Origin of the sequence: Shewanella sp. NIFS-20-20 (genome assembly GCF_019209865.1) — a bacterium.
GTDB lineage: Bacteria > Pseudomonadota > Gammaproteobacteria > Enterobacterales > Shewanellaceae > Shewanella.
In genome coordinates, this window is record NZ_JAHUTT010000014.1 from 49,535 (window position 1) to 74,106 (window position 24,572).

Annotated in this window: 18 protein-coding genes and 1 other RNA gene; 13 read left to right on the plus strand and 6 right to left on the minus strand. The window is 48.5% G+C overall.

The features are described from left to right. The first annotated feature begins 44 nt into the window (after window positions 1-44). The 7 genes from KU855_RS06710 to KU855_RS06740 all read left to right on the plus strand — a co-directional run bounded on the left by KU855_RS06710 (window position 45) and on the right by KU855_RS06740 (window position 14,884). Window positions 45-3,302, plus strand: coding sequence for a S41 family peptidase (locus tag KU855_RS06710; protein WP_218529538.1), 3,258 nt, complete (start codon window positions 45-47; stop codon window positions 3,300-3,302). A 188-nt stretch (window positions 3,303-3,490) separates the two neighbouring features. After that, window positions 3,491-7,264 (plus strand): ATP-binding protein, encoded by a 3,774-nt coding sequence (locus KU855_RS06715; RefSeq protein ID WP_218529539.1) that lies wholly within the window; start codon window positions 3,491-3,493, stop codon window positions 7,262-7,264. After that, window positions 7,257-8,252, plus strand: coding sequence for a response regulator (locus KU855_RS06720; protein ID WP_218529540.1), 996 nt, complete (start codon window positions 7,257-7,259; stop codon window positions 8,250-8,252). The genes KU855_RS06715 and KU855_RS06720 overlap by 8 nt, the downstream gene beginning before the upstream one ends. A gap of 1 nt (window position 8,253) precedes the next feature. Then, window positions 8,254-9,276 (plus strand): HD domain-containing phosphohydrolase, encoded by a 1,023-nt coding sequence (locus tag KU855_RS06725; protein ID WP_218529541.1) that lies wholly within the window; start codon window positions 8,254-8,256, stop codon window positions 9,274-9,276. 162 nt (window positions 9,277-9,438) lie between these two features. Beyond that, entirely contained in the window at window positions 9,439-10,959 is a 1,521-nt protein-coding gene (locus KU855_RS06730; protein ID WP_218529542.1) for an aldehyde dehydrogenase family protein, read from the plus strand. 122 nt (window positions 10,960-11,081) lie between these two features. Then, on the plus strand, window positions 11,082-12,293 hold the full coding sequence (gene nosP / locus KU855_RS06735; RefSeq protein ID WP_218529543.1) for a nitric oxide-sensing protein NosP: 1,212 nt from the start codon (window positions 11,082-11,084) through the stop codon (window positions 12,291-12,293). Next, window positions 12,293-14,884, plus strand: a complete 2,592-nt coding sequence (locus KU855_RS06740; protein WP_218529544.1) for a PAS domain-containing hybrid sensor histidine kinase/response regulator — start codon at window positions 12,293-12,295, stop codon at window positions 14,882-14,884. The genes nosP and KU855_RS06740 overlap by 1 nt, the downstream gene beginning before the upstream one ends. Window positions 14,885-14,947: 63 nt before the next feature. On the opposite strand, the gene KU855_RS06745 is transcribed toward KU855_RS06740, so the two are convergent. Together KU855_RS06745 and KU855_RS06750 are read right to left on the minus strand one after the other, a co-directional pair. Next, complete coding sequence (locus KU855_RS06745; RefSeq protein WP_218529545.1) at window positions 14,948-15,616, minus strand: response regulator transcription factor; 669 nt, start codon at window positions 15,614-15,616, stop codon at window positions 14,948-14,950. A 205-nt stretch (window positions 15,617-15,821) separates the two neighbouring features. Beyond that, window positions 15,822-16,727 (minus strand): LysR family transcriptional regulator, encoded by a 906-nt coding sequence (locus tag KU855_RS06750; RefSeq protein ID WP_218529546.1) that lies wholly within the window; start codon window positions 16,725-16,727, stop codon window positions 15,822-15,824. Between the two features lie 115 nt (window positions 16,728-16,842). Between KU855_RS06750 and KU855_RS06755 the strand changes: the two genes are divergently transcribed. From KU855_RS06755 to KU855_RS06765, 3 genes are all read left to right on the plus strand, one after another. Further along, window positions 16,843-17,259, plus strand: coding sequence for a DoxX family protein (locus KU855_RS06755; protein WP_218529547.1), 417 nt, complete (start codon window positions 16,843-16,845; stop codon window positions 17,257-17,259). Between the two features lie 15 nt (window positions 17,260-17,274). Continuing rightward, window positions 17,275-18,192, plus strand: a complete 918-nt coding sequence (locus tag KU855_RS06760) for a pirin family protein (protein ID WP_218529548.1) — start codon at window positions 17,275-17,277, stop codon at window positions 18,190-18,192. Between the two features lie 229 nt (window positions 18,193-18,421). Beyond that, the gene (locus KU855_RS06765) at window positions 18,422-19,267 is read left to right on the plus strand and encodes a glutathione S-transferase family protein (RefSeq protein ID WP_371316328.1); all 846 of its coding nucleotides are present in this window, start codon (window positions 18,422-18,424) and stop codon (window positions 19,265-19,267) included. Here KU855_RS06765 and KU855_RS06770 read toward each other — a convergent pair. After that, complete coding sequence (locus tag KU855_RS06770; RefSeq protein ID WP_218529549.1) at window positions 19,264-20,754, minus strand: glutathione synthase; 1,491 nt, start codon at window positions 20,752-20,754, stop codon at window positions 19,264-19,266. The two genes, KU855_RS06765 and KU855_RS06770, sit on opposite strands and share 4 nt — an antisense overlap. A gap of 331 nt (window positions 20,755-21,085) precedes the next feature. Here KU855_RS06770 and KU855_RS06775 point away from each other — a divergent pair, with 331 nt between their 5' ends. Further along, window positions 21,086-21,373, plus strand: a complete 288-nt coding sequence (locus KU855_RS06775; RefSeq protein ID WP_218529550.1) for a helix-turn-helix transcriptional regulator — start codon at window positions 21,086-21,088, stop codon at window positions 21,371-21,373. A 676-nt stretch (window positions 21,374-22,049) separates the two neighbouring features. On the opposite strand, the gene KU855_RS06780 is transcribed toward KU855_RS06775, so the two are convergent. From KU855_RS06780 to smpB, 3 genes are all read right to left on the minus strand, one after another. After that, complete coding sequence (locus tag KU855_RS06780) at window positions 22,050-22,232, minus strand: hypothetical protein (RefSeq protein WP_218529551.1); 183 nt, start codon at window positions 22,230-22,232, stop codon at window positions 22,050-22,052. Window positions 22,233-22,546: 314 nt separating this feature from the next. Continuing rightward, window positions 22,547-22,901: a transfer-messenger RNA gene (gene ssrA, locus KU855_RS06785) on the minus strand. Between the two features lie 89 nt (window positions 22,902-22,990). Continuing rightward, on the minus strand, window positions 22,991-23,479 hold the full coding sequence (gene smpB / locus KU855_RS06790; RefSeq protein ID WP_218529552.1) for an SsrA-binding protein SmpB: 489 nt from the start codon (window positions 23,477-23,479) through the stop codon (window positions 22,991-22,993). Window positions 23,480-23,662: 183 nt separating this feature from the next. Here smpB and KU855_RS06795 point away from each other — a divergent pair, with 183 nt between their 5' ends. Together KU855_RS06795 and KU855_RS06800 are read left to right on the plus strand one after the other, a co-directional pair. Beyond that, the gene (locus KU855_RS06795; protein WP_218529553.1) at window positions 23,663-24,097 is read left to right on the plus strand and encodes a type II toxin-antitoxin system RatA family toxin; all 435 of its coding nucleotides are present in this window, start codon (window positions 23,663-23,665) and stop codon (window positions 24,095-24,097) included. 3 nt (window positions 24,098-24,100) lie between these two features. Then, entirely contained in the window at window positions 24,101-24,433 is a 333-nt protein-coding gene (locus KU855_RS06800; protein WP_218529554.1) for an RnfH family protein, read from the plus strand. Window positions 24,434-24,572 lie beyond the last annotated feature (139 nt).

The window sequence follows — 24,572 nt, forward strand, 5'->3', positions numbered from 1 at the left end:
TTAACGTCACAAAAAATAAACGATAACATAGGGATGCTGTAATCATGAATTATCGACCACTCTACTTGGCCTGCTCGTTGCTCATGGCCACCCCCTTGATGTCTTTTGCCACCAGTTCGGGATATTACCGGATGCCGGACGTCCATAATGACCAGTTAGTGTTTACCGCTGAAGGGGATATTTGGACAAAAGCACCTGCGCAGACTCAAGCGACTCGCTTAACTACTCAGGCCGCCCTCGAGGCCCATCCGCATCTATCACCCGATGGTCAGCAACTCGCCTTTGTTGCGAATTATGATGGGGCGAAAGAAGTGTATGTCATGCCAGTCAGCGGTGGGGTGCCTCAGCGGGTAACCTTTGAAGATCATCGAGTGCGTTTGCAAGGCTGGACCCCTGAGGGGGAGATATTATACGCCACCGATAAAACCATTGGCCCATCAAGCCGCTGGGTGCTCAAAACTGTGTCGCCGACAAGTTTAATTAGCCGTGATATTCCTTTGGCTGATGCCATCGAAGGGACCGTCGATAGTGAGGGGAAACAGCTCTTTTTCATTCGCTTTGGCCTGCAAGCCAGTGGTGATAATGCGCAGGTGTACCGTGGTGGCGCCAAGGGGGAAATTTGGCAGTACCAACTCGGCAGTTCTACAGAAGCGACCCGCTTATTGAGTGAACATTCAGGTTCAATTCGTCAACCTATGGTATGGCAGCAAGCCTTGTATTTTATTAGTGATGCCAGTGGTATGGACAATCTGTGGCGCTTGGATCTTAGTGATTATCAAGTCACTCAAGTGACGGAGTATACCGATTTTCCTATTCGCCAAGCTAACCTTAATCAAGGGCAATTAGTGTGGGCCCGCGGCGCCGATATCGAAAGTTATGATTTGGCGAGTCAAGACTTACAACGTTTAGATATCCAGTTGCAATCTGACTTTACTCACAAGCAAGTCAACCGGATCACGGACCCATTAGCCTATCTTAGCCATGTTAGTTTTGCGGCCGATGGTCGCCAAGCCGTGGTGACCGCCCGTGGCAAAGTGGCCTTAGTCGGTGAACAGGGGCGCCGTTTAGTCAGTATTTCGACCCCAGATGATGCGCGCATGAGTCAAGCGATATTAAGTCCTGACGGTCAGTGGGTCTATGCCATTGGCATGCGTGACGGTCGCCAACAGATCTGGCAATTGGCCGCCGATGGCCGGCAAGAGCACCAAGTATTGACCGAGAAAGGCGAGGCACTGCGGACCTCATTGGCAATTTCTCCAGATGGTCGATATTTAGTCCATGATGATTATCAAGGAAATATTTGGCTATTGAGCATCAAGGGGAAGAGCAATAGTTTGATCGTCAGTGGCGGCGAGGGACTCGGTCCCCATCAAGACATCGTTTGGTCTGCCGACAGTCGTTTCTTGGCCATCACTCAAAGTAAGCTTGGTCAGCAACGCCCCCAAATCTTACTATACTCCTTAGTCGATCAGCGCAGCGAATACTTAACCACAGACAAATATGAGTCATACTCACCGCGCTTTAGTGGCGATGGTCAGTGGCTCTATTTTCTCTCCAACCGTGAATTTACCTCAACCCCGACAAGCCCGTGGGGTGATCGTAATATGGGGCCAGCCTTTGATCGTCGTAGTCAAATTTTTGCCATTGCGCTCGATAAAGACGCACCATTTGCGTTTGCGCCGCGCACTGAATTATCCCCTGAGCCGTCAGAGCCAACAGCCAGTGATAGCAGTAATATCAAGGTCGATTGGCAAGGCCTGAGTCAGCGGCTGTGGCAAGTGCCGCTGGCCAGTGGTAATTATGAGAATTTGCAAGTGACCGATGAGGGGCTGTATGTCTTGGATCGGGCCAGCAGCGCAGGCAGCACGCCAAGCTTACAGTTTATTGGCTTTGATGCCGGAAAAGCTAAGGCGACTCAGGTGGCTGATAATGTCGATTTTTATGCTTTATCCGCCGATAAAAAGCGCATGTTGTTGCAACAAAAAGGTGCCAAGCCCAGTTTGTTGATTGTGGCGGCGAGCGATACATTACCGAGCGATCTCGCTGCGGCGAACTTATCGTTAGCCGGCTGGCAATTAGCGCTAGATCCTGTGGCTGAGTGGCAACAATTGTTTGATGACGCTCATCAGCTGCACGCTCAACAATTTTATGACCCTAACATGCGCGGGCTCGATTGGCAGGCTGTTAAGCAAAAATATCAGCCCTTGTTAGCACGGGTCACTGACCGCCATGAGCTCAACGATTTGTTTGAGCAAATGATGGCCGAACTCAATTCGCTTCACAGTCAGGTGCGTGGCGGCGACTTACCAAAACAAGCCCATTTGCCTAAGGTGGCCAGTTTGGGCGGGCAATTACAGCAAGATGATGCTGGGGTGTTCATTCAAACCATTTATGGTCATGATGCTGAACTGCCAGACATGGCGCCGCCTTTAGCTAAACCCGGCGTAAACGCCGAGGTTGGCGATCGCATTATCGCCATCAATGGTCAAGCCGTTCACTCTATCGCGGATGCGAGTCGCATGCTGAGCAATCAAGTGGATCAACCTGTGTTACTCGAGCTTGAGCGTAATAACAAGCGTCACCCAACCTTGGTCACTCCCGTTTCTGGTGGTGATGATGCCAAGTTGAGGTATCAGGACTGGGTGGTTAACAATCGTCAAATCGTGTCCGCCCATACCGAAGGTAAGGTCGGTTATCTGCATTTATATGCGATGGGCAGCAATGACATCAACAGCTTTGCCCGCGAGTTTTATACCAACTTCGATAAACAAGGCTTGATTATTGATGTGCGCCGTAATCGTGGCGGTAATATTGATAGTTGGATTATTGAAAAACTGTTGCGCCGCGCATGGGCATTCTGGCAACCCACCCGTGGCACTGCCTATGTCAATATGCAGCAAAGCTTTCGCGGTCATTTAGTGGTGTTGACCGATCAGCTGACCTATTCCGACGGTGAAACGTTTGCCGCAGGGGTTAAATCACTAGGCTTGGCACCACTGATTGGTAAACAAACTGCCGGCGCTGGCGTGTGGTTATCAGGACGGAATCGCTTAGCCGATAATGGCATGGCGCGAGTCGCTGAGTTTCCTCAATATGCCATGGACGGACGCTGGATAGTTGAAGGGCGCGGCGTAAGCCCAGATATCGAGGTCGATAATTTACCTCATGCGACCTTTATCGGCCAAGATGCCCAGTTACAAGCGGCGTTAGCCTACTTGGATGAACGTATCGATTCTGCGCCGATCCCGCCATTACAGGCTCAGCCGTTGCCTGATGGCACTGAGGCTTTTGACATTAACTAGCCCCATCAGCAAGAACCCAATCGAGGTTGGGTTCTTGCTATCTTGATAAGGCGTATCACCATCGGCATAAACTTCAGTTCCAGCACCGTCCGAGTCAAAAGATGGTAATGTCGATTTAGCTCGCCTAAATTTCATTAACTTACGCTGAGTTGTCTATACTTTATTTTATCCATAAATGGAGGGAATAGATGTTAGGGACAATGTCGATAAGAACACGGCTTTTGCTAGGGATTTGGCTGCTGCTAATCTTCCCTGTGTGCTTGTTATGGTTTCAGATAATCAACGAACCTAAGCAGACCCTCAAACTGAACCAAGCTCGGCTCGATCAACATGTCGAAGAGATGGCATTTTCCGTTGGTGAACAATTGCTGGAATGGCAATCCGATGCAGATTTAGCCAGTGAATTGTATCGTAACACTTTGTCAGACACGGCATTAACCCCCACCCAAAAACTCAATCAATTAGCGGCATTATTCCCGGTATTTGAGTGGATAGTGTTGTATTCGCAGACGGGGGAAATACTGGCTAAAAATCAGTTGAGTGATCGTCTCAACCTGCAAACCTCGGGAGAGGCCATTGCCGCACAGCGATTATCGAATGAACTTATCAGCTCAATTCATGAAAACTATAAACAACAACAGCAGCCGATTTGGCAACAAGCGGGCCAAGGTGAATATCAAAATTTAATTGAGAATCAGCAGTTGCAGTTTCTAGGTTTAGCCAGCCGTGAGAATAGTGATACCACGCGTTTAGTGTGGTTAATCAATGGTAATCGATTGTTTTCCTATATATTTAATCGTAAAAGCTTGTTAGGCCAGCACAGTAGCGATTGGCGCTGGCAATCACTGACTATCAGTAATCAACAAGGCGTGCCCCAATTTGTGATTAATTATCCTGGGACAACCCATCGAAGTGGTCAACACATTCTGACTTCAAAGCTCGTCCCGCTCTATCCTAACAAACAGCAACTTGAGCCGTGGCAAATACAAGTGAATGCCGAAGTTACATTAGCTGAGCAGCGCTGGTGGCAAGCGGATTTATTTTGGGCTGCGTGCGTCATGACATTAATGGCGATTTTTCTGCCGTGGTGGCTGACGCACTATTTTAGTTACGGCCTAGCGCGACTGCTGTCACAAATTGAAAAAATCAACCACAATCAAGAGATATACCCGATTAATAAGGCTAGAGTCGCCAAGCATTGGCAAGGGTTAATCGATGCGGTTGAAAAATACCAAGGCATGTATCTTTCGCAAAAACAACTCACCGAGTCCTATAAGCAATTTCAGCAAGAATTGCTGCTTAAAGGTGGCGCCATGGACGCCGTCAATGCCAGTTTGGTGGTCGTCGATAGCAGTGACCTCCATTTTCCTGTGATTTATGCTAATCACGCGTATTGTCAGGAGCATGATGCCAGTGCCGGCGCTATGATAGGTCAAACTTGTCGCTATCTTGACTCTCAATATTCATCGACCACTATGGTGTCGACCTTAAGTCAGGCCATCAGTAGGGTGGAGCCATCGGATGTGTTGCAAAAGCAGGCTAAGGCTGGTGGCGCGATCAGTTGGACGCATATTCATTTTGCGCCGATAGTCATCCCCGACCAGCCACAACGATACTTTGTGGCCATAGGCAATGATGTGACTCAGTTAAAAGCCTATGAGAAGCGGGTACGAGATCTCAATATTTCCCTAGAGCAAAGGGTCAATACGCGCACCTTAGCTTTGCAACAAGCAGAACATCAGTTGCGGGCCACCTTAGACACCATGAGTGATGCATTAGTGGTGGCAGAACCTAACGGCACCATAAAAGATATTAACCGTACCGCCATCAATCTATTTGGATTTCGTTCAGAAGAGTTATTGGGGCAAAACCTAGCCTTGGTGATTGCCGACCGCGAGCAGATCACCAATATTGAGTCATGGTTTAGCAGTTTATTGGTGGGTAAAACCAAAAAAATGGGCTCGCAAGTCGAAACCTTGGCCATTAATAAGAGTGGTGGTTTATTTGCGGTTGAAGTCTCAGTCACCTGCGTACGCAGTAAATACCAGCAGACATACACTATGGTGCTGCGCGATATTAGCGATCGTAAAGCGGCTGAAATTCGCCTGCGCAATGCTAAAGATGAAGCTGAATTGGCCAATCGCACTAAATCTGAATTCTTAGCCAATATGAGTCATGAGCTGCGCACCCCGATGAATGCGGTGATCGGCATGACAGATATCGTGCTGGATACTGAATTGTCTCGCGAGCAACGGCGCCATTTAACCACAGTGTCTAAGTCGGCACATGCGTTATTGGGCTTGCTCAACGATATCTTAGATTTAACAAAGCTCGAGCGCGGTTCGATGGAGCTGGAGCGTTTATCTTTTGATGTTCGCCGTAGTCTAAATTCAGTGATCAATATGATGGAGTTACAAGCCCGTAAAAAAGGCCTTAAGCTGAGTTTTCAGGTGACCAATAATGTTCCCAAATTGGTGATGGGCGATCCGGCTAAGCTCAGACAAGTGCTGATCAACTTGATTGGTAATGCGATTAAATTTACTGAAAAGGGGGAGATCAAGCTCAATGCTTTTTACCAAGAGGGTGGTAATAGTGAGCAATTGAACTTTGTGGTGGCGGACTCAGGCATTGGTATTCCTAAAGATAGACTGGAACATATTTTTAAGCCCTTTGTGCAATCCGATGGCTCGATTTCTCGTCGTTATGGCGGCACCGGTTTGGGGACCACGATTTCGCGAGAATTGGTGGAAAAAATGGGGGGGCAGATTTGGGTTGAAAGTGAACTAGGGGTGGGCTCTCGGTTCTATTTCTTTATTTATGCACCGGCATCGGAAAACCAAGAAGAAGTACAATATCAAGAAGATAATCCGCTCATTCAATATAAAGTTATTCAGCCGCTAAAGATTTTGCTAGCGGAGGATGTGGCGGTGAATGCTGAACTTATCCAAACCCGCTTAGGCCGAGATCAGCACATCATCGATTGGGCGAAAGATGGGGTGGAAGCGGTGGATCATTTTGAACAGGCCCACGGCGAATATGACCTAGTGTTGATGGATATTCATATGCCTAATATGAATGGTTTTGAAGCCCATGCAAAAATTAAAGAGTTAGGTAATCAATGGCAAAAACAAGTGCCAGTGATCGCGTTAACGGCCAGTGGCATGCGCCGTGATGTCGACCAGTGCCGTGATGAAGGCATGGATGGCTTTGTGATAAAACCGGTTGATTTTAGTTTGTTAAACAATGAAATGGCCAAGTTGGTGCCAGGACATTTTGCAGTCAACATGCCAGAGTCAATCGAGTCAGGTCAGCAAAGTCACGACAATGCCAATGATGTCTTTGCGAATGTTCGTCATTGTATTCAAGTCGATAAAGCCCTGATTAACTGGGGTGATGAACAACTCTTTTTAAAAATGCTGCGAGAATTTCCAGACCACTGGGAGACGGTGGTTAATGACGTCAACCAAGCGTTAACCTCGGCCAATTATGAGTTAGCCAAAGCCGAAACTCATAAACTTAAGGGGGTGGCTGGTGGTCTGGGGATGGAGCACCTCTATGATGCGACGCGCCAACTCGATGAAGCCTTAAGTGAAGAGGCCGCCGAAGCTAAGTTGTTCGGGTTATTAAGCGAATTAGAAGATAGCTTATTTGCCGTGAATAGTGCCATCAACAAATTGCCCGTCTCACAGGCCCATGAAGAGTTATGCGATCTTGATGTCGAACCAATCGATATGGATGAGTTATTAGCCAAATTACTTATTTTTAGAGAAAAGCTAGAACGTGGAATGCAAGATGACGATGAACTCGACATGTTGAGTCTGCAATTGAGGGCATATCAACACGCGGATCTAGCCACATTACTCGTTGAAATGACAGACGATTTTAATTTTACTGGGGCAATCGGGGTGATTGACCAGTGTGCTGAACGGATAAACCAGCTAGCGGAGCGTTCCCATGGATAAAAAAATTAGGGTGCTTGCTGTCGATGATGAATTGGCAAATTTAAAATTACTCAAAAGTATTTTAGGGCCAAGTGAATACGATGTGGCATTTGCACTCAATGGTGCCGATGCGATTAAGCTACTTGAATCCGATATCTATGATGTGGTGCTGCTGGACATCATGATGCCAGAAACCGATGGTTACAAGGTATTAGAGCGCTTGCGCCGTTGGGATAGGATTTGGCGGACTCGGGTCATTGTGTTATCGGCGCTTGACGATGTCGAAGGCAAGCTAAAAGCCTTTGATTTAGGGGCGGTGGATTATGTCACCAAACCTTTTAATCGTAATGAACTATTATCAAGAATAAAGGCAAGGTTAATGCAACCGACGTCACTGGAGATGATAGGTGTATCAATACGGATGTTAAGTCATGAATTAGCACAAAATAAAATGGCGATAGCTGCGCTCAATGCCGAGCCTGAGACCTGTTTGCCGGTGCTGGCAAAAACCGAAAAGCGTCTGAATCAATTACTGCTGCATTTTCATCTTAAGAAAATTGAAATCCGATTAAATTCAGTCCCCATCAAACGTTATATGGGCGAGTGGCTTAACTCGGTAAAATCTCAATATAATATTGAAGCTGATATCGGTAAAACCGCTGGGTTAGTCTTGGCGGCCGATGCGGGCTTACTGGATAAAATGTTTCGAGCTGTGGTGAATTTTTTATCTAGCCGAACCAGCGATGGTGTTCAGTTAGTGGTTCGGGATAAAGAAACCCATGCGGATTTTGTCTTTATTGATAAAGGGCCAATGGTCTCGCAAGAAGCGATTGATGCATGGTTTGATCCCTTATGTGATTCCGGTGAGGCCCAAGATGTTATGGTGAGTTATGCCATGGCGAATGCCAATGTCATTGCGCAAAAACATGGCGGTAAGATTATCTGCGATTCAAAAACCAATCAAACTCAAATTCATATTATTCTGCCCCTGCGTATTGGACAACAATAATATGGCTAATATTCTCGTTGTTGATGATATGAAAGAGAATTTGACTCTGATGAAAAGGATCTTGGAGGGTGACGGTCATCAGGTATTTTTTGCGCAATCGGGGCAAGTAGCGCTGGATAGGATCCATCAGTGTCAACCGAGCGATATTGATTTGATCTTATTGGATGTGATGATGCCGGGGATGACGGGCTATCAAGTGTGCGAACAACTTAAATTGTCGGAGTCGAGCTCGCATATTCCCATTATTTTTGTCACGGCCATGAGCGCTGAACCTGATGAAACCCGCGCTTTTGCTGCCGGTGGGGTGGACTATATCACTAAGCCAATCAGCGCTGGGCGCTTATTGGCTCGAGTTAAAAATCATCTGTCGTTAGTGCGCTTAGAAGAGTTAGAGGCGACGCAACTGTTGATTGTGCAAAAGCTCGGACGCGCGGCAGAATATAAAAATAATGAAACCGGATATCATGTGATCCGCATGAGTCATTACAGTCGTTTGCTCGGCAAAGCTTATGGCCTATCTCACGCGCAGTGCGACATGCTGTATCATGCCGCCGCGATGCACGATGTCGGCAAAATTGGCACGCCCGATCATATTTTGCTAAAACCTGACTGCTTAGATGACCATGAATGGCAAATCATGAAGATGCATCCCGTGATTGGCGCCGAGATTATAGGGGATCATGATATCCCGCTGTTGCAAGCGGCGCGAGATATCGCTTTGACCCATCACGAAAAGTGGGATGGTAGTGGTTACCCCTTTGGCTTGCGCGGTAAAGACATACCAATTTTTGGGCGTATCGTCGCTATTGCTGATGTGTTTGATGCCCTGAGCAGTTGCCGTTCCTATAAACACGGCTGGTCATTTGTTGAGACCTGTCAAGCCATTGAAGATGGCGCTGGCAGCCAGTTTGACCCGGAACTGGTGGCGCTGTTTTTGCAGCCAGAGATCTTGGCGCAAGTTAAGCAAGTGCAACTTGATTGGCAAGAAAATCATCCCGATGAAGATAGCGTCAGCTATGCTTGATGGCCCGCGCCCGACCGGCATCTTTTGCATCAATATTGTTTGTTTTCCCCTCCGAAAGTATGAAGTTTTACCATCCTTGGTGTAATGGCCGCTGTTTTTATTATGGGACTAAGATAGGACAGTCGGCGTAGGCCATTACTATCCAATAAGAGAGGTCCTCAGATGATTTACGCAAAACCCGGCGCCCCAGGTGCCAAGGTCACCCTCAAACCACGCTATGAAAACTATATTAATGGGCAGTGGCGCCCCCCTGTTGAAGGTCAGTATTTCGACAATTACTCGCCGGTCAATGGCGAAAAAATTTGTGAAATACCCCGCTCAACCGCATCTGATATTGATTTGGCGTTAGATGCTGCCCATGCGGCTAAAGATGCGTGGGCGGCGACCTCGGTGACGGAGCGAGCCAATATCATGCTTAAAATTGCCGACAGGTTAGAGCAAAACCTTGAAATGCTGGCATTGGCAGAAACTTGGGATAACGGCAAATGTATTAGGGAAACCTTGGCCGCCGACTTGCCTCTGGCCATCGATCATTACCGCTATTATGCCGGCTGTATTCGCGCGCAAGAAGGCGCTCATAGTCAAATCGATAATGGCACTGTGGCCTATCATTTTCATGAGCCTCTCGGGGTTGTGGGGCAAATCATTCCTTGGAACTTCCCGTTATTAATGTCGGCTTGGAAAATTCCCCCTGCGTTAGTCACTGGCAATTGCATTGTCCTAAAACCCGCCGAACAAACCCCGGTATCCATTTGTTTATTCCTTGAGTTAGTTGGCGACTTATTGCCGCCGGGGGTGCTTAATGTGGTTCATGGTTTCGGCCAAGAGGCGGGCGCCGCCTTAGCGACGTCTAGTCGGATTGAAAAACTGGCCTTTACCGGGTCGAGTGCTGTCGGTGGCACCATCTTAAAAAATGCCGCCACCAGTATGATCCCCGCCACCGTTGAACTGGGGGGTAAGTCGCCCAATATCTTCTTTGAAGATATTTTCAACCATGAAGATGAGTATCTGGATAAATGCCTTGAAGGGGCTGCACTGGCCTTTTTAAACCAAGGGGAAGTCTGTACCTGCCCATCGCGTATTTTGGTGCAAGAGTCCGTTTACGATGCCTTTGTGGCCAAACTGCTTAAACGCATTGAAGCAGTGACGCAAGGCGATCCGCTCGACACCGACAGTCAAGTGGGGGCGCAAGTCAGTAAGGTCCAGTATGAAAAAATCCTCAATTACATCGCGATTGGTCGCGCAGAAGGAGCACAAGTGCTGATTGGCGGTGACAAAAAGGTCGGTGACGGCGATCGCCAGCAAGGCTTTTATGTGCAACCGACCTTGTTAAAAGGCACCAACGACATGCGGGTGTTCCAAGAGGAAATCTTTGGTCCTGTGGTGGCGATAACGACCTTCAAGACCGAAGAGGAAGCCTTGGCCATGGCCAACGACACCATTTATGGCTTAGGTGCTGGCTTATGGACGCGCGACATGAACCGAGCTTATCGGATGGGCCGCGGGATTAAGGCCGGTCGCGTGTGGACCAATTGTTACCACCTCTATCCCGCGCATGCGGCGTTTGGAGGCTATAAGAAGTCGGGTATCGGCCGTGAGAATCACAGCATGATGCTAAATTACTACCAGCAAACGAAAAATTTACTGGTCAGTTACGACACCTCACCGCTCGGTTTTTTTTAGCACCATGCTAATCCGCCATGCCTCGAGAGGGGCATGGGTTTTTCTCAGGTCGGATGTTTAATCGTCAGCGCATTTGCTACGCTGGCAAAACCTGTATTTCCCCATAAATGGACCTGCCTTTGATGCCAAATCCGAGTGATGTTCAGCCTGCGCCGTTAAGCGGGCGTAATCCCCCCGATGCTTTAATATTACTGGCAAGTAGTGATAGCACTGATGCGGATGTGGCGGCGGCCGAGTTAGCACAACAGTTTCAAGACCAGGAGCTGGCGGCCGTGTTATTTTTTTGTTCCGCCTCCTATGATTTACCCGCTCTAGCCGCCGCCATGAACCTGTCATTTGCTGATTACCCGTTAATGGGGTGTACCACCTCGGGGGAATTGACTGACACCGGCTACCATAAAAACAGTATCTTGGCGTTAGGATTTAAACACAGTGATTTTTGCATTGAAGCGGCATTAATGCCGCTGGCCAGCGTGGATCTCGTTGCGGCTCAGGCCTGCGTGACTGAGCTGATGCAGCGCTGCCAACCACGGTTGAAGGGGGACATTTCTCAACACAGCTTTGTGCTGACCATGGTCGATGGTTTATCTCCCAAAGAAGAATTATTTTTAGCCATGCTGAACTCGGCGCTGGGTAAAATTCCGCATTTTGGCGGCAGTGCCGGCGATGACGTGATTTTAGGTCAAACCCACGTGTACTTAAATGGCGAGTTTCATAGCGATGCCGCGATTGTCGTTATGGTAAACACTCACTGCCCGTTTACCGTATTTACCACCCATCATATCGAAAGCTTACAACGTAAGTTGGTGGTCACTCGCGCCGATAGCCAAACGCGCCGAGTGTATGAGCTCAATGCCGAACCTGCCGCGTTGGTGTATGCCCGAGAAGTGGGCATAGCCGCCGATGAGCTGCGCCCCGAGGTGTATGCGCTGCATCCGCTAGCTGTGCTGATCGGTGATGAATATTATGTGCGCTCTATCCAGAAGGTGAACGAGGATTTAAGTATTGATTTTTATTGTGCCGTTGATGTTGGCATCGTATTGACCGCCATGCAACCTGGCGATATTTATAGCGGGGTCGCCACCAAACTGGCCAGTGTCGCCGCGCCGCTAGGTGAGGTCGAGATGGTATTGGCTTGCGATTGCTTTTTGCGCGAATTGGAAATCCGGCTGCAACAGGGGAATGAGCGTATCCAGCGCATCTTTAACCAATACCGAGTCTTGGGTTTTAATACCTATGGTGAGCAGCTTAATGGCATCCATATGAATCAGACCTTCACTGGGGTGATGATCGCCAAACCCAAGCCATTGGCCGCTGAAGCTGAGGATTGCTAATGGCGGATAGGCAAGCACTGTTGGATCGCATTGCGGCGCTCACCCTCAAAAATCAACAACAGCAACACATCATCGATGCCTTAATTAATCGGGTCGAGCGCCGAGGTAGCAACAACTTGGCCCCTTATGATGCCTTTCAACATTCGGTGATCTTGGCTGAACAGGTTAGGGCCAAGACTGAACAGCTAAATCAGGCGCTACTCACCCTTGAGCAGCGTAATGCCGAAGTCACCTCAGCGTCGAGCTTGGCGGCGCAGGCGCATCAGCGTTTTGTCGATGCGATTGAGTCGATGACGGATGGTTTTGCCTTATTCGATAGTCAACACAAACTGATATATTTTAATCAAATCTTTAGTGATTATTGGCACGAGTTTAACTTAGTGTTAGCTACCGGAACCTCCTACGCTGAGCTCAAAGAGTACAGTCAATTACATGGCTTAATTCGCCAAGGCAGTCTGCTGGCACAAGCTCAAGGTAGCTGGATATATCAAGATCCATTGATGCGCTGGTGGCAAGTGTTAGAGCGCGCCACCGCCGATAACGGCCTGGTGTTGCTCTACAAAGACATCAGCATGATTAAACACGCCGAAGCGGCTCGCTTTGAGGCGGCCATGGCCGAGAAATCACGGGTATTGCAAGTGCTTATCGATAACCTCTCTCAAGGCGTGGTCATGGTCGATGCTCAGCAGCAAGTGCAAGTGGTCAATCAGCGTTTTGCCCAGATGGTAGGCATTAACGAGGCGGGGCCGTTACAAGGCAAGCGTGTGGCCAACCTTAAGTATTTGCCATTGCCGCTTGAGTGTCGAGACCCACAAGCGGGCGAGGCTAACGACGATGCGCCGGCGTTTACGTATCAAGACAGTGTCTTTGATATTCGCAGTCACCCCATCACAGACGGTGGTTTCGTCAATACTTATACCGATATCACCCAAGCCCATCAATCGGCGCAAACCTTGCGAGAAAACGCGCGTTGGCTGCGACTCATCACCGACAATGTCCCGGCCTTAATTGCCTATATCCGCGCCGATTATACCTATCAATTTACCAACAAGGGCTACGACGAATGGTACGGTTGGCCGCGCGGTGCCCTCCTTAACCGTCATTTACGCAGCAGTCGCAGCGCCGAAGAATATGCCGCCATGACGCCATTTTTAGCACAAGCCATGGCAGGCCAAGCGGTCACGTTTGAACTGGAGGAGGCCAATGCATCCGCGCAAATCTGCGTGATGCGCAAAACCTATGTGCCGAATATCAATGCCGAAGGTCGAGTGGTGGGGATATTTGTATTGAACTGGGATATCACCGACAGCAAACGCAGCGCCGAAGCCTTGGCGCAAGCCTATCAGCATCTAGAGCTGAGAGTGCAAGAGCGCACCGCCCAATATCAGGAGCTCAATGGCCAATTACTGGCTGAAATCAATGAGCGTAGGCGCATGGAGCAACGCTTGCTTGATGCTAAAAAAGAAGCTGAGCGCGCCAATTTATCGAAAACCAAATTTCTAGCGGCCATCAGTCATGATTTACTGCAACCATTAAATGCGGCGCAGTTATATACCGGCTCATTAGCAGAAACCGCCTTAGCCGCAGACTCGCGCAAACTGGTTACTTCCGTATCGCACTCTTTGGCCGATGTGGGATCATTAATCAGTATGCTGGTGGATATCTCTAAACTGGATGCCGGTATCGTTAGGGCCGACAAGCAGGCATTTAGGGTCAAAGATTTGCTGGATAATATTGCTAAAGAGTTTGCATTCCTTGGCCATGAAAAAGGCTTAGTGGTGCGCTATGTGCCTTGTGGGGCGGTGATTTACTCGGACCCACAGCTGCTGGCGCGCATTGTGCGCAATCTACTATCTAATGCCATCAGATATACCCTCAAAGGCAAGGTGCTACTCGGTTGTCGTCTGCAGCAAAACGAGGTCATTATTCAAGTATGCGATAGCGGTAAAGGGATCCCTGCAGAAAAACAACAAGAAATTTTTCAGGAGTTTAAGCAATTAGCCAATCAGGGGAACGACATACGAAGTGGTCTAGGATTGGGGCTCGCCATTGTCGATAAGATCAGCAACGTGCTTGGCCATAATGTCCAGGTTATCTCCCAGGTCAATCAAGGCTCGGTATTTTCGGTACGTGTGCCTCGAGGCGAAGAGCAAGCATGGCAGCCCGAGGGACCCAATCCGGCATTGCTCCATAGCGTGGCCCTGCAAGGGGCGCGGGTGTGGGTGATTGATAATGACGCCAATATCGCCGAAGCCATGGCGTTATTGTTGAGTCAGTGGGGCTGTGAGGTCGTGGTGGCAAAGTCATGGTCTGAGTTGCAAATATTGCGTGATATAACTGCACCGGTGGAGTTACTGATTGTGGATTATCATTTAGACGATGAGCAAACGGGCACTGAACTGGCGAAAACCTTAAATGAACAGCGCCATCAAGCGGTACCCACCTTAGTGCTGAGTGCCAATCGTAGCGACGAGTTAAAGCAGCAAGCGCGCGCTGAAGGTTACGCCATTTTACATAAACCCGTGGTGCCAATGCGCTTGAAAATGATGTTAATTCAATTACTGCAACAGCAAGGCTATCAACCAGATTAGGCCTTTATTCGACGCCGTTAATCGTTGGCGAAAATGAGCGTGTGGGGGATAGGCACCTCGGGCTCAACGCTTTAAAAATTGGTCAAAATCAATATGGGTTAACCCCACCACCGCTTGGGTGCGATTATTGACTCCTAATTTTTTTAAAATCGCCGACACATGGGATTTCACCGTGGTTTCAGAGATATTCAATTCACTGGCAATCAGCTTATTGGGAGTGCCTTGTGCCATGGCCTTGAGCACCAATAATTGCTTACGGGTGAGGCGATAGAGCATGTCGGCAGAGATTTGTTGATCTTGTTGGCGATGGACTGGCGCTAGCGCATCTTGAGGCGCGCGGATGATCTCGGCGGGTAAATACACATTGCCGGCCAAAATTTGATCGAGGGCGTGATGGATTTCTTGGCGGGAGGCCGATTTACTAATAAAGCCCACCGCACCATAGGTCATGGTTTGCAAAATAATTTGGCGATTGGTTTCGGCCGATATGATGACAATCGGGGTGGCTGGGGTGAGATTTCTCAGCTCCAACAAGGTGTTTAGGCCGCCGCAGCCGGGCATATTTAAGTCTAATAAGATTAAATCGATATCATCATGATCTTCAAAGAAAGCTAATGTTTGCGCAACCCCTTCGGTTTGTTGCACTTGGCAGTCGGGTAGACAGCCGCGCAGCACTTCAGACATGGCTTCCCGAAATAAGGGGTGATCGTCGGCAATTAGAATATTGACCATGAAATATCTCGTCGGTGATCTCAGTTATTGCGGGTCAGTAGTCGACTGACGCCATGCGATATCAAGCACTTGAATAGGAGACATCCAGCGCTTGAATAGGAGATATCCATAGTCAACATCTTTGTAACCTTTGTCAATGATGCTTATGTTAACCACCGTCTAGGCATCGCTTGAAATGATCATGCCGCGAGCTTAGCTCATCAGCTTAGCTAATATCCCAATAGGGCTTATCGCCAAAACGCGCGGTGATAAAATCGATAAGCAAGCGGCTGCGGCGGGATAAAAATCGGTTTTTGGGATAAACAGCATAAGCATAAAGTACCGGTAACGGATAATGAGTTAACAGCGGGATAAGCTCGCCGCTGGCGATGGCTTCATAGGTGATAAACGTTGGCGAGCACACAATCCCATGGCCTTTCTTAGCCATTGATAGCAGGAAATCGCCATTGTTGGCTTTGATTTTAGAATCGAATACGAGCTTGTGGCTGACGTTATTGGCATCGGTGTAGCGCACTTCTTCTAGGCTGGTCAGGCCATAATGCAAAAAACGGTGATGGCGTAAATCAGCCATTTGGCTGGGGGTGCCATGGCGAGCAAGGTAATTTGGGCTAGCACATAGGATTAAGCGAATAGGCGTGATCCGTTTGGCTTGCAGGCTGGAGTCGGTGAGTTCACCAATACGAATGGCCAGTTCGTAGCCTTCTTCGACTAAGTCTAAATGTCGATCAGAAAAGTCGAGTTCAAAGGTCAAATCAGGGTATTGGCAGGCAAATTCATCAATAATGTCAGTGAGGTGCCGTATACCAAACGACAGCGGCGCCGTCATTTTTAGGGTGCCCGCGACGCGGGTGTCGGCGCCGAGAGTTTGTTCATTCAGTGCCGTCACTTCATCCAAAATATCGAGCGAGCGCTGGTAATAGCGTCTTCCGGCATCTGTGAGACTTGATTGCCGAGTCGTACGCCTAAGTAATTGGCAATTTAGGCGTTTTTCTAAGTCGTTTAGGCGTCGACTGACGGCGGATTTTGCCATATGCAGATCATCGGCCGCCTTGGTCATGCTGCCAGCATCGACGATGCGCACAAACATCGCCATGTCTTCTAATTGCCCCATCAATTGTTCTCCAAATAGCAACTATCAATTACAATTCTTGATGTTTATTGATCATTCGTCAACAAATATGATGGCCATCAGTGAATCATAAGTGATCAATGTAAAGGAATGTAACATGAACCATATACACAGTTTGACTGCGCCTATCGGGCGGTTGTTATTGGCAATCATCTTTATCATGTCGGGGCTAAATAAAATTGGCGCTTACGGCGCTACACAAGGGTATATGGAAGCCATGGGCGTCCCTGGGGGATTATTGCCCTTAGTGATCGCCTTGGAAGTCTTGGGCGGGTTAGCACTGGTGATTGGTTGGCAAGCCCGCTGGGCAGCCTTGTTACTGGCTGGCTTTAGCTTATTATCGGCGCTGTTGTTTCATGGCGATATCAGTGATCAAATCTCCATGATCATGTTGATGAAAAACGTGTCGATAGCCGGTGGCTTGTTAATGGTTTTTGCGCATGGTGCTGGAGCGTACGCTGTTGATAATTATCGCTCTGGGATAAAGGGTGGCGCGCGTGCGTCATTTGAATAGGATAGGGGAGGGCATATGACCATCAAACAAGGGAGCCATCCGCAAGCCCCTCGGTGTTATCGCGCCTTGGCTGGCCACAGTGTCGGCGTGGCCACCGCCGATGGCGATGGTGTCAAGCTGACGCGTATTATCGGTAGCGGGGCGGTGGCCATGCTCGATCCTTTCTTATTGCTCGATTGCTTTGAAAGTGAGAATGCCAACGACTATATCGGTGGTTTTCCGACTCACCCCCACCGTGGTTTTGAAACCGTGACTTATATGCTGGCTGGCAAGATGCGTCATCGAGATAGTGCCGGCCACGAGGGAGTGGTTGAGCCCGGAGGTGTACAGTGGATGACGGCGGCGAGAGGCATATTGCATTCTGAAATGCCAGAGCAACAGCAGGGCTTGCTGAAAGGATTTCAGTTGTGGGTTAACTTACCGGCCGCGGCCAAAATGAGTCCTGCTGGCTACCAGGAATACCCGCCAAGCGCGACGCCGTTAGAGCGGCGTGACAATGGCACCGAGATCCGCGTTATCGCCGGCAAAACCGATCATGGCACCCTCGGGCCTGTGGTTAACCATTATACCTACCCGACGTATCTGGACATTGATTTACCAGAAAATACCGCGTTTACCCAGACACTAGAGCCGGCGCATAACGCCTTTATCTATGTGATTAGCGGTCAGGTCAGTGTGGTCTCGGAGAGCCGCGAGGCGGAACAGGTCGAACTAGGCAGCCCTGCCACTACGCCGGTGTTGTCGGCCAAGTCTTTGGGGGTGTTAACGCTGGGCGAGCTAGTTCAGCTGCAAAGCGGCCCCAAAGGGGCTCGGCTGTTATTAATCGCCGCGAAGCAACTGAATGAACCGGTGGCACGCCACGGCCCATTTGTAATGAACACTCGCGCCGAATTAGTACAAGCCTTCGCTGATTTTAGCCGTGGTGTATTTTAACGGCGCATGCTTAATCTACCTGGCGTGCATGGTCGGCGAGGCTGAGATGATGGGCAGGGGTGATCCGCTATTATGACAGCAAATACAGGAGCATAGTATGGGATTATTTATCGACGGCAGATGGCATATTTAGGGGGATAATAGCCAATAGCCAATAGCCGAGGGCAAATTTGTGCGCTAAGCGTCGCAGTTTCGCCATTAGATCACCCGAGATGGCCGAGCTGGGCCAATGGGAACGGCGGGATTTATCGCCCAACCAGGACGTTATCACTTATATGTATCGCTGGCGTGTCCTTGGGCACATCGTACTTTAATTATGCGTCAGCTTAAGGGGTTAGCGAACTTTATGTCGCGATCGGTCGTTAATGCGATTATGCAGGATGATGGCTCTTTGCGTCGGGTTGGGGGGGAGAGGGATGATGCGGAACCGGTGGAATATCTCCATCAAATCTATACCAAGGCACAGCCTAATTATAGTGGCCGGGTCACCGTTCCTGTGTTGTGGGACAAGCATACGCAGACGATTGTTAGTAATGAATCAGCCGATATTATGCGGATGTTTAACAGCGCCTTTGATGAAGTGGGGGCTGCCACGGGAGATTATTACCCCGATGAACTGCGCAGCCAAATTGATGCCATCAATGAGCGGGTATATCACCAAGTCAATAATGGCGTCTATAAAGCCGGTTTTACCAAGACTCAAGCCAGTTATGATCAGGCGGTGACCGAGGTATTTTGCGGGTTAGACTGGCTAGAGTCACTGCTGGCAAATCAGCGCTATTTATTAGGGGCTAACATCACTGAGGCTGATTGGCGCTTATTTACAACCTTGGTGCGCTTTGATGCAGTGTATGTGGGGCATTTTAAATGTAATCAGCGGCGGATTGCTGATTATCCGGCGTTATCAGGGTATTTACGGGAGTTGTATCAAATCCCTGGCATAAGCGAGACGGTGGATTTTGCTTATACCAAACTGCATTATTATCGCTCTCATACCATGATAAACCCTAGCGGGATTATCCCCGCTGGGCCTGAACTCGATTTTTATCAAGCACATGGACGCGACTCACTTTAACTTGGAAAGCTAAACATCAGTGAGTCAAGCACGCCTCGACCACTGTGAACGCCAGCTTCGGTTGTTTGTGCTGACTTACTGCGCACCAAGTAGCCGGCAAAGCTTGGGTGGGCATTGGGGCGGCGCGGCGCTTGATTGGCCGGCATTGAGTCTGTGATGTCCGGTGTGTTCAAGGGGGGCGCTGGCTCTAATGGGCAGGGCTGGCCGTCATACCAGACATTAAATATGCCAATTTCAGCCACTAAATCATCAATCACTTCCAGCTTACCATGACGAACAATGTATGCAGGGGCATTCGCTGGCCGCGGATGCAGGCGGCGCATGAGGAGCCATGCAGGGTACTCCTCACTCGAGAGTTGCGCCAGTTTGGTGATGATATCCGTATCAAACAAGCAGTGACCGCCACCTTCCCTTTGATCTTTTAACACCCAAGTGGCGCTAGGATCTGCTTTTACCTTGGCAATACTTTGCTCATTGACTGCTATTATTTCACCTAGTAATGGCTTCACCATGGCCGCTTGATCTTGGCTTAAGCCAAATTGAGTCAGGGCGGAAGCCGGCAATTGCGATAACAGCATTTGCATCCGTTTGCTAGACGCCAATTGCTGACTGACCGTCGCACTGACAGCCACTCTATGGCGTTCAATAAAGACCCTAATGGCCATCAAATCAGCCGAACTTGATGGCGAGCTATAATCGTCATACTGATAGCCGCTTCGCAAATATACAGTGTCCAGACTTCCGACGCCGGCGAGCATCAACCGCTGCTGTGGTCCGGTGGATAACTGGCCTTGAAGTTCACTAAAGGTGCGGCGCAGCGTGTCAATGCCACGTTGTTGCAATGCCTGCTCCAGTAGAAATTGATCGAAGACATTGTCTTCATCTGGCTGCACCACCATTAAAAATCTCGGCGGGTCTTGATCATTAAACGCTTGCTTGATGTTCATTGTCGCGGCGGCAATGGCTGTGGCTAATCGCTCAATCGCAGGGTTTTCAACCAGTGACGATGTTAGCCCTAACTCCGGCGCGGCGGGGCGCTGCTGTAAATGCTGATGTAATTGATGAGTTAATTGGCCAAATGGCCCCATGCCGGCAGCGATGCTGTTGGCTTCCACTAATGTGGTGCCAAAATCACTGTCATCTAAAAAGTCGCTGCGTAATATTAATAGCGGTACCCGTGGCGGGGGCGTGGTTGATTGATATAGCTGCCTATGCATCTCAAGCAGTGCAGCAAATAATGGGTCGTGTGCCACGATTGGGCTAATGGCCGCATCTAAGATGTGATCTTGCCTTGAAAGGTTATCGATGAGCATAGCCATCAGTTCCCCTGCATCCTGCAGAGTATGGAAGCGTTCAGGACTAATTTGACTCGGGCTGAGACTAAAGGGGACGTGACTGGCGGAACCGGTTGACGAACGAAATGCCATCCCATGAGTCAGAGCCCAGAGGAGGGCGGGTTCTTTTTTGGCCGCAAATATCGTGTTCATAACATCTCCTCGCAAAGCATTCAGGATTGAAGTCAAACCTCGCCGTGGCTGATAACACATCATCAGAGTGTTGTCGGGTTAATGATGGCTGATGGCAGCTTTTATTTCGATTATTGTCGAATAGTAGCGTTTGGCTTGTATTAGTACAATACCTTACTTCTGGAATTATCGAATTAATTTCACTTATCATCGATAAACTGAGTGTGGTTGGGGATTGCAGCGGCACGCTCGTCGCTGCGATAGCAGCCAACTATGGCAGGGGTAAAGGTTAGGGTAGCCAATAGATTGATGATACTGGTACTATCGAAATCAGTGATTGGATGAGGTAAACATGAATATTGAAATTGCAGCTAAAGTATTGAAAGAGTTGGGACATCCTACAAGGCTTGCCTTATTTAAAACCTTAGTGAAAGGGGGGGCTGGAGGCATTACGGTTGGCCAAATTCAAGAAGCGTTGCAGATCCCAGGTTCCACTTTGTCTCACCATATTAGCGCCATGATATCGGCAGGGATCATTTCTCAGCGCCGTGAAGGCCGAGTCTTATATTGTGTGCCTGACTATTTATTGCTGCAAAACATTGTCGATTTTTTACAAGATGAATGTTGTGCTGGGCTTTAACTCCCACCGCAAAGTGCGCCGCCAATTTTGCGCCATCTGGCTAAATCGTCTGCGGCATAAGTGCTGCTAACCGAGCTTGCTTAAGTCAGCGTGGCGTTACTCAGCCTAGTCGTTTGAATGCTGCTTAATAACAGTGCTAGCTTGTTAACTGTGGCGGCAGAGTTATGTGGCTCACTAAATCGCGCTTGATTGGATGCTTTAGCATGGCGGCGATTGTGTAGGGTCTTGTCATCACATCTGTGATTTGGATGTCAGCTTATATCGCAATATTAGGCAAAAGGAGAGCAAAGTTAAGTTCAAATTAAGCCGAGAATATATGAGTGAGCGCTATGACCAAGTTCGACGCTATGGCTCAAATGGACTGATGTTGGAATGAATCGCTGGGGTGATCTTTGTGATTGTTGGGATAAGCCTTTATTCCTATGTTAATGGCAACGCGATAATCGCCATGGTACTTGTTGCTTTGGGCTGGAGTTAGTCAGTGATCGCATTAGGAAATATTTTTGGCTCCGTCGGCATGTCAGCAGCAAACTGATAAACGCCGAGGTTGAATTAGTGATTACTGATAAGGGAATACATAGCCGAGGACCGTTTTCCAATGGGTATTTTCAATGGACAGGTATTGAAAGAGCAATCAGGACATCTAAAGTGTACTAGCTCAGACCTGAGCTGACAGTTATTCTTTATAAACGGTGACAGTCAGTTCAAGTCCCATTTTCATAGCTAAAATCGGTTTATCTAATTTGAATTTAACTTTTTTAGTTCTTTCAAAATCTTCTTCAATTTTTTCTGGTTCTCTGTCGGTATAACTCGGAAGTTGTGGCTCAATGGCTTTTCGCTCATGGTGTTGATTAAGCACTTAGCAAAATGGTCACTTTGGGGGCGACTGAGGTTTTGGTCAAAGTAAGGTGGCCTTGCAACAGATGTTCGTGAAAATGAAGATGCTGACTGTCTTGATGTTGATAGAAGCTGTCGAGGGCTGACTGGATTGGTGCTAAAGCCGTTATGCCTTGATGTTCGGCCATGGCAAACTTGAGTAGCTCTAGGGCTAGCTTATCAAACTCAATTTGGTGACAAAATTATAAATATAACTAGGGCTGCAAATATAAGTCATTGATTTTACTTTATTGCAGGCAAAAAAAAGACGTCCGAGGACGTCTTTTTTATAAGGTTTGGTGGAGGCGGCGGGACTTGAACCCGCGTCCGAAAAACCTACGCTCAAGGCGCTACATGTTTAGTCTTTCTTTTATTTAACCGCTTATCCTCCGAAAGACAGGATGACAACCGGTGAGCCTGGTGCTGTTTCGCGGTTCACCCCCAGACAGAGTTCCCTCGCTAGCACGATGTAAGATGACCATCAGATCCACTGCCCATGTGCAAGACGTGTGGGTGATGGCTAGCGGCCTTAAGCTGCTAGAGCGTAGTTATCGTCGTTTGCAACTATAACTTTGCGGCTTTTTACGAGGCCAACCGCCCCTCGACATGCTCCCGGAGTTTCGCGAATCCCGTCGAATCCAGAATCGCCCCCGTGATTTGAAGTGTAACTGGTTGAGTTGAAATGTCTACTACTGAATTACACTGTGCTGGCTGTTTGTTGGTTATCTGAACAGCCAGTCGTTATTTATTCTTCATGACTCGGGCTTTTTCAATCGACCATTCGCGTTGTTTGGTATCTTCACGCTTGTCATGATCTTTCTTACCTTTACCTAAGCCGATTTCAACCTTGACCCAAGCCCCTTTACGCCAATACATGGAGATTGGCACAATGGCGTAGCCTTGGCGTTCGACCTGGCCGGTTAAACGGTCAAGTTCACGGCGATTAAGCAGTAACTTACGCATGCGGGTAGGATCACATACCACATGAGTTGATGCCGTGTTTAAAGGCGTAATGCTGAGGTTGTGCAAGAAGGCTTCGCCATTTTTGAGCAGCACAAAGCTTTCTGACAAGTTGACCTTACCAGCACGGATAGATTTTACTTCCCAGCCCATCAAGGACAGGCCCGCTTCCAGCTTGTCTTCGATACGATATTCGAAGGTTGCGCGTTTATTACGAGCAATCGTAGCTGGTGGGTTCTTAGCGGATTTTTTTGAGTTATTCTTAGCCATAGACCGCCATTATACTCGCCGAGGGTGAATTTGGAATTGCCAGTATAACAATATTTTAAGCCGAGGTTTGACTAAAGGTTTTGGTTGCTTGGTTTTTCACCACAGGGGCATTCGCAGTTGATGAGTTTTCATCTGTTCGTGGTAAACTATGACTTGCAATAGCCACTATATCCGGAACATAACATGCCGAAGTTGAGCCGCAGTGCCTTGGTGAGAGCCAGTGCAATGCAAATGTATGAATTGGTCAATGATGTCGAGTCATATAAAGAGTTTTTGCCGGGGTGTGTTGGCGGTAAAGTGATTGAGTTTGATGGTAAAACCATGCTGGCGTCTGTAGATGTGGCGAAAGCCGGTATCAAAAAAACCTTCAGTACCCGAAATCAGGTGATCCCGGGCAAACGGATTGAGCTCACGCTCGACAATGGACCTTTTAAGCATTTGCAAGGCTATTGGCAATTCACTGAATTAACCGACGACGCATGTAAAGTTGAGTTTGAGCTGGATTTTGCGTTTTCTAGCCCTTTGGTGGCGATGGCATTTGGTAAGATTTTTGAAGATTTAGTCGGCTCAATGGTGCAAGCATTCACTCAAAGAGCCAAGGTTATCTATCCAGGGTAAGTTATGAATCACAATCAAGACAGTTTTAGCGTCGATATTATTTATGCGCTGCCAGATAGAGCGAAAGTGATTAGCGTCATGGTGGATAGTCACACCCAGGTGGCGGACGCGGTATTGCAAAGCGGTATGATTGATTTCTTTCCTGAGATAGATATCGATACCGTTAAGTTGGGCAGTTTTAGTCGTTTGATCAAAGCCAGCGATAGACTTGAGCCCGGGATGCGGGTGGAGATATATCGCCCATTAATCGCAGATCCCAAAGATGTTCGCCGCCGCCGGGCTGAGCAAGCGAAAGAAGATGGTCGACTGAATAAGGTCACTGGCGCCAAGCTCTAGTCGGCGTCAGCTATAAAAATGTATGGTCCGCCTCGTTATTGCAAATGATATTTCCGATAACGAGGTTGGTTTGCGCTAATGTATTCGGAGTCTTCATTAGGTGCTACCACCCGCTCCACGATGAGTTCCGCGCTAGATT

Coding starts and splice junctions, on each gene's coding strand:
- KU855_RS06770 (WP_218529549.1), bottom strand. CDS start 20,754: ATGAACACGATATTTGCGGCCAAAAAAGAACCCGCCCTCCTCTGGGCT.
- KU855_RS06750 (WP_218529546.1), bottom strand. CDS start 16,727: ATGGGGCAATTAGAAGACATGGCGATGTTTGTGCGCATCGTCGATGCT.
- KU855_RS06740 (WP_218529544.1), top strand. CDS start 12,293: ATGGCGGATAGGCAAGCACTGTTGGATCGCATTGCGGCGCTCACCCTC.
- KU855_RS06720 (WP_218529540.1), top strand. CDS start 7,257: ATGGATAAAAAAATTAGGGTGCTTGCTGTCGATGATGAATTGGCAAAT.
- KU855_RS06775 (WP_218529550.1), top strand. CDS start 21,086: ATGAATATTGAAATTGCAGCTAAAGTATTGAAAGAGTTGGGACATCCT.
- KU855_RS06715 (WP_218529539.1), top strand. CDS start 3,491: ATGTTAGGGACAATGTCGATAAGAACACGGCTTTTGCTAGGGATTTGG.
- KU855_RS06730 (WP_218529542.1), top strand. CDS start 9,439: ATGATTTACGCAAAACCCGGCGCCCCAGGTGCCAAGGTCACCCTCAAA.
- KU855_RS06755 (WP_218529547.1), top strand. CDS start 16,843: ATGAACCATATACACAGTTTGACTGCGCCTATCGGGCGGTTGTTATTG.
- KU855_RS06710 (WP_218529538.1), top strand. CDS start 45: ATGAATTATCGACCACTCTACTTGGCCTGCTCGTTGCTCATGGCCACC.
- KU855_RS06765 (WP_371316328.1), top strand. CDS start 18,422: ATGGGAACGGCGGGATTTATCGCCCAACCAGGACGTTATCACTTATAT.
- smpB (WP_218529552.1), bottom strand. CDS start 23,479: ATGGCTAAGAATAACTCAAAAAAATCCGCTAAGAACCCACCAGCTACG.
- nosP (WP_218529543.1), top strand. CDS start 11,082: ATGCCAAATCCGAGTGATGTTCAGCCTGCGCCGTTAAGCGGGCGTAAT.
- KU855_RS06725 (WP_218529541.1), top strand. CDS start 8,254: ATGGCTAATATTCTCGTTGTTGATGATATGAAAGAGAATTTGACTCTG.
- KU855_RS06795 (WP_218529553.1), top strand. CDS start 23,663: ATGCCGAAGTTGAGCCGCAGTGCCTTGGTGAGAGCCAGTGCAATGCAA.
- KU855_RS06760 (WP_218529548.1), top strand. CDS start 17,275: ATGACCATCAAACAAGGGAGCCATCCGCAAGCCCCTCGGTGTTATCGC.
- KU855_RS06745 (WP_218529545.1), bottom strand. CDS start 15,616: ATGGTCAATATTCTAATTGCCGACGATCACCCCTTATTTCGGGAAGCC.
- KU855_RS06800 (WP_218529554.1), top strand. CDS start 24,101: ATGAATCACAATCAAGACAGTTTTAGCGTCGATATTATTTATGCGCTG.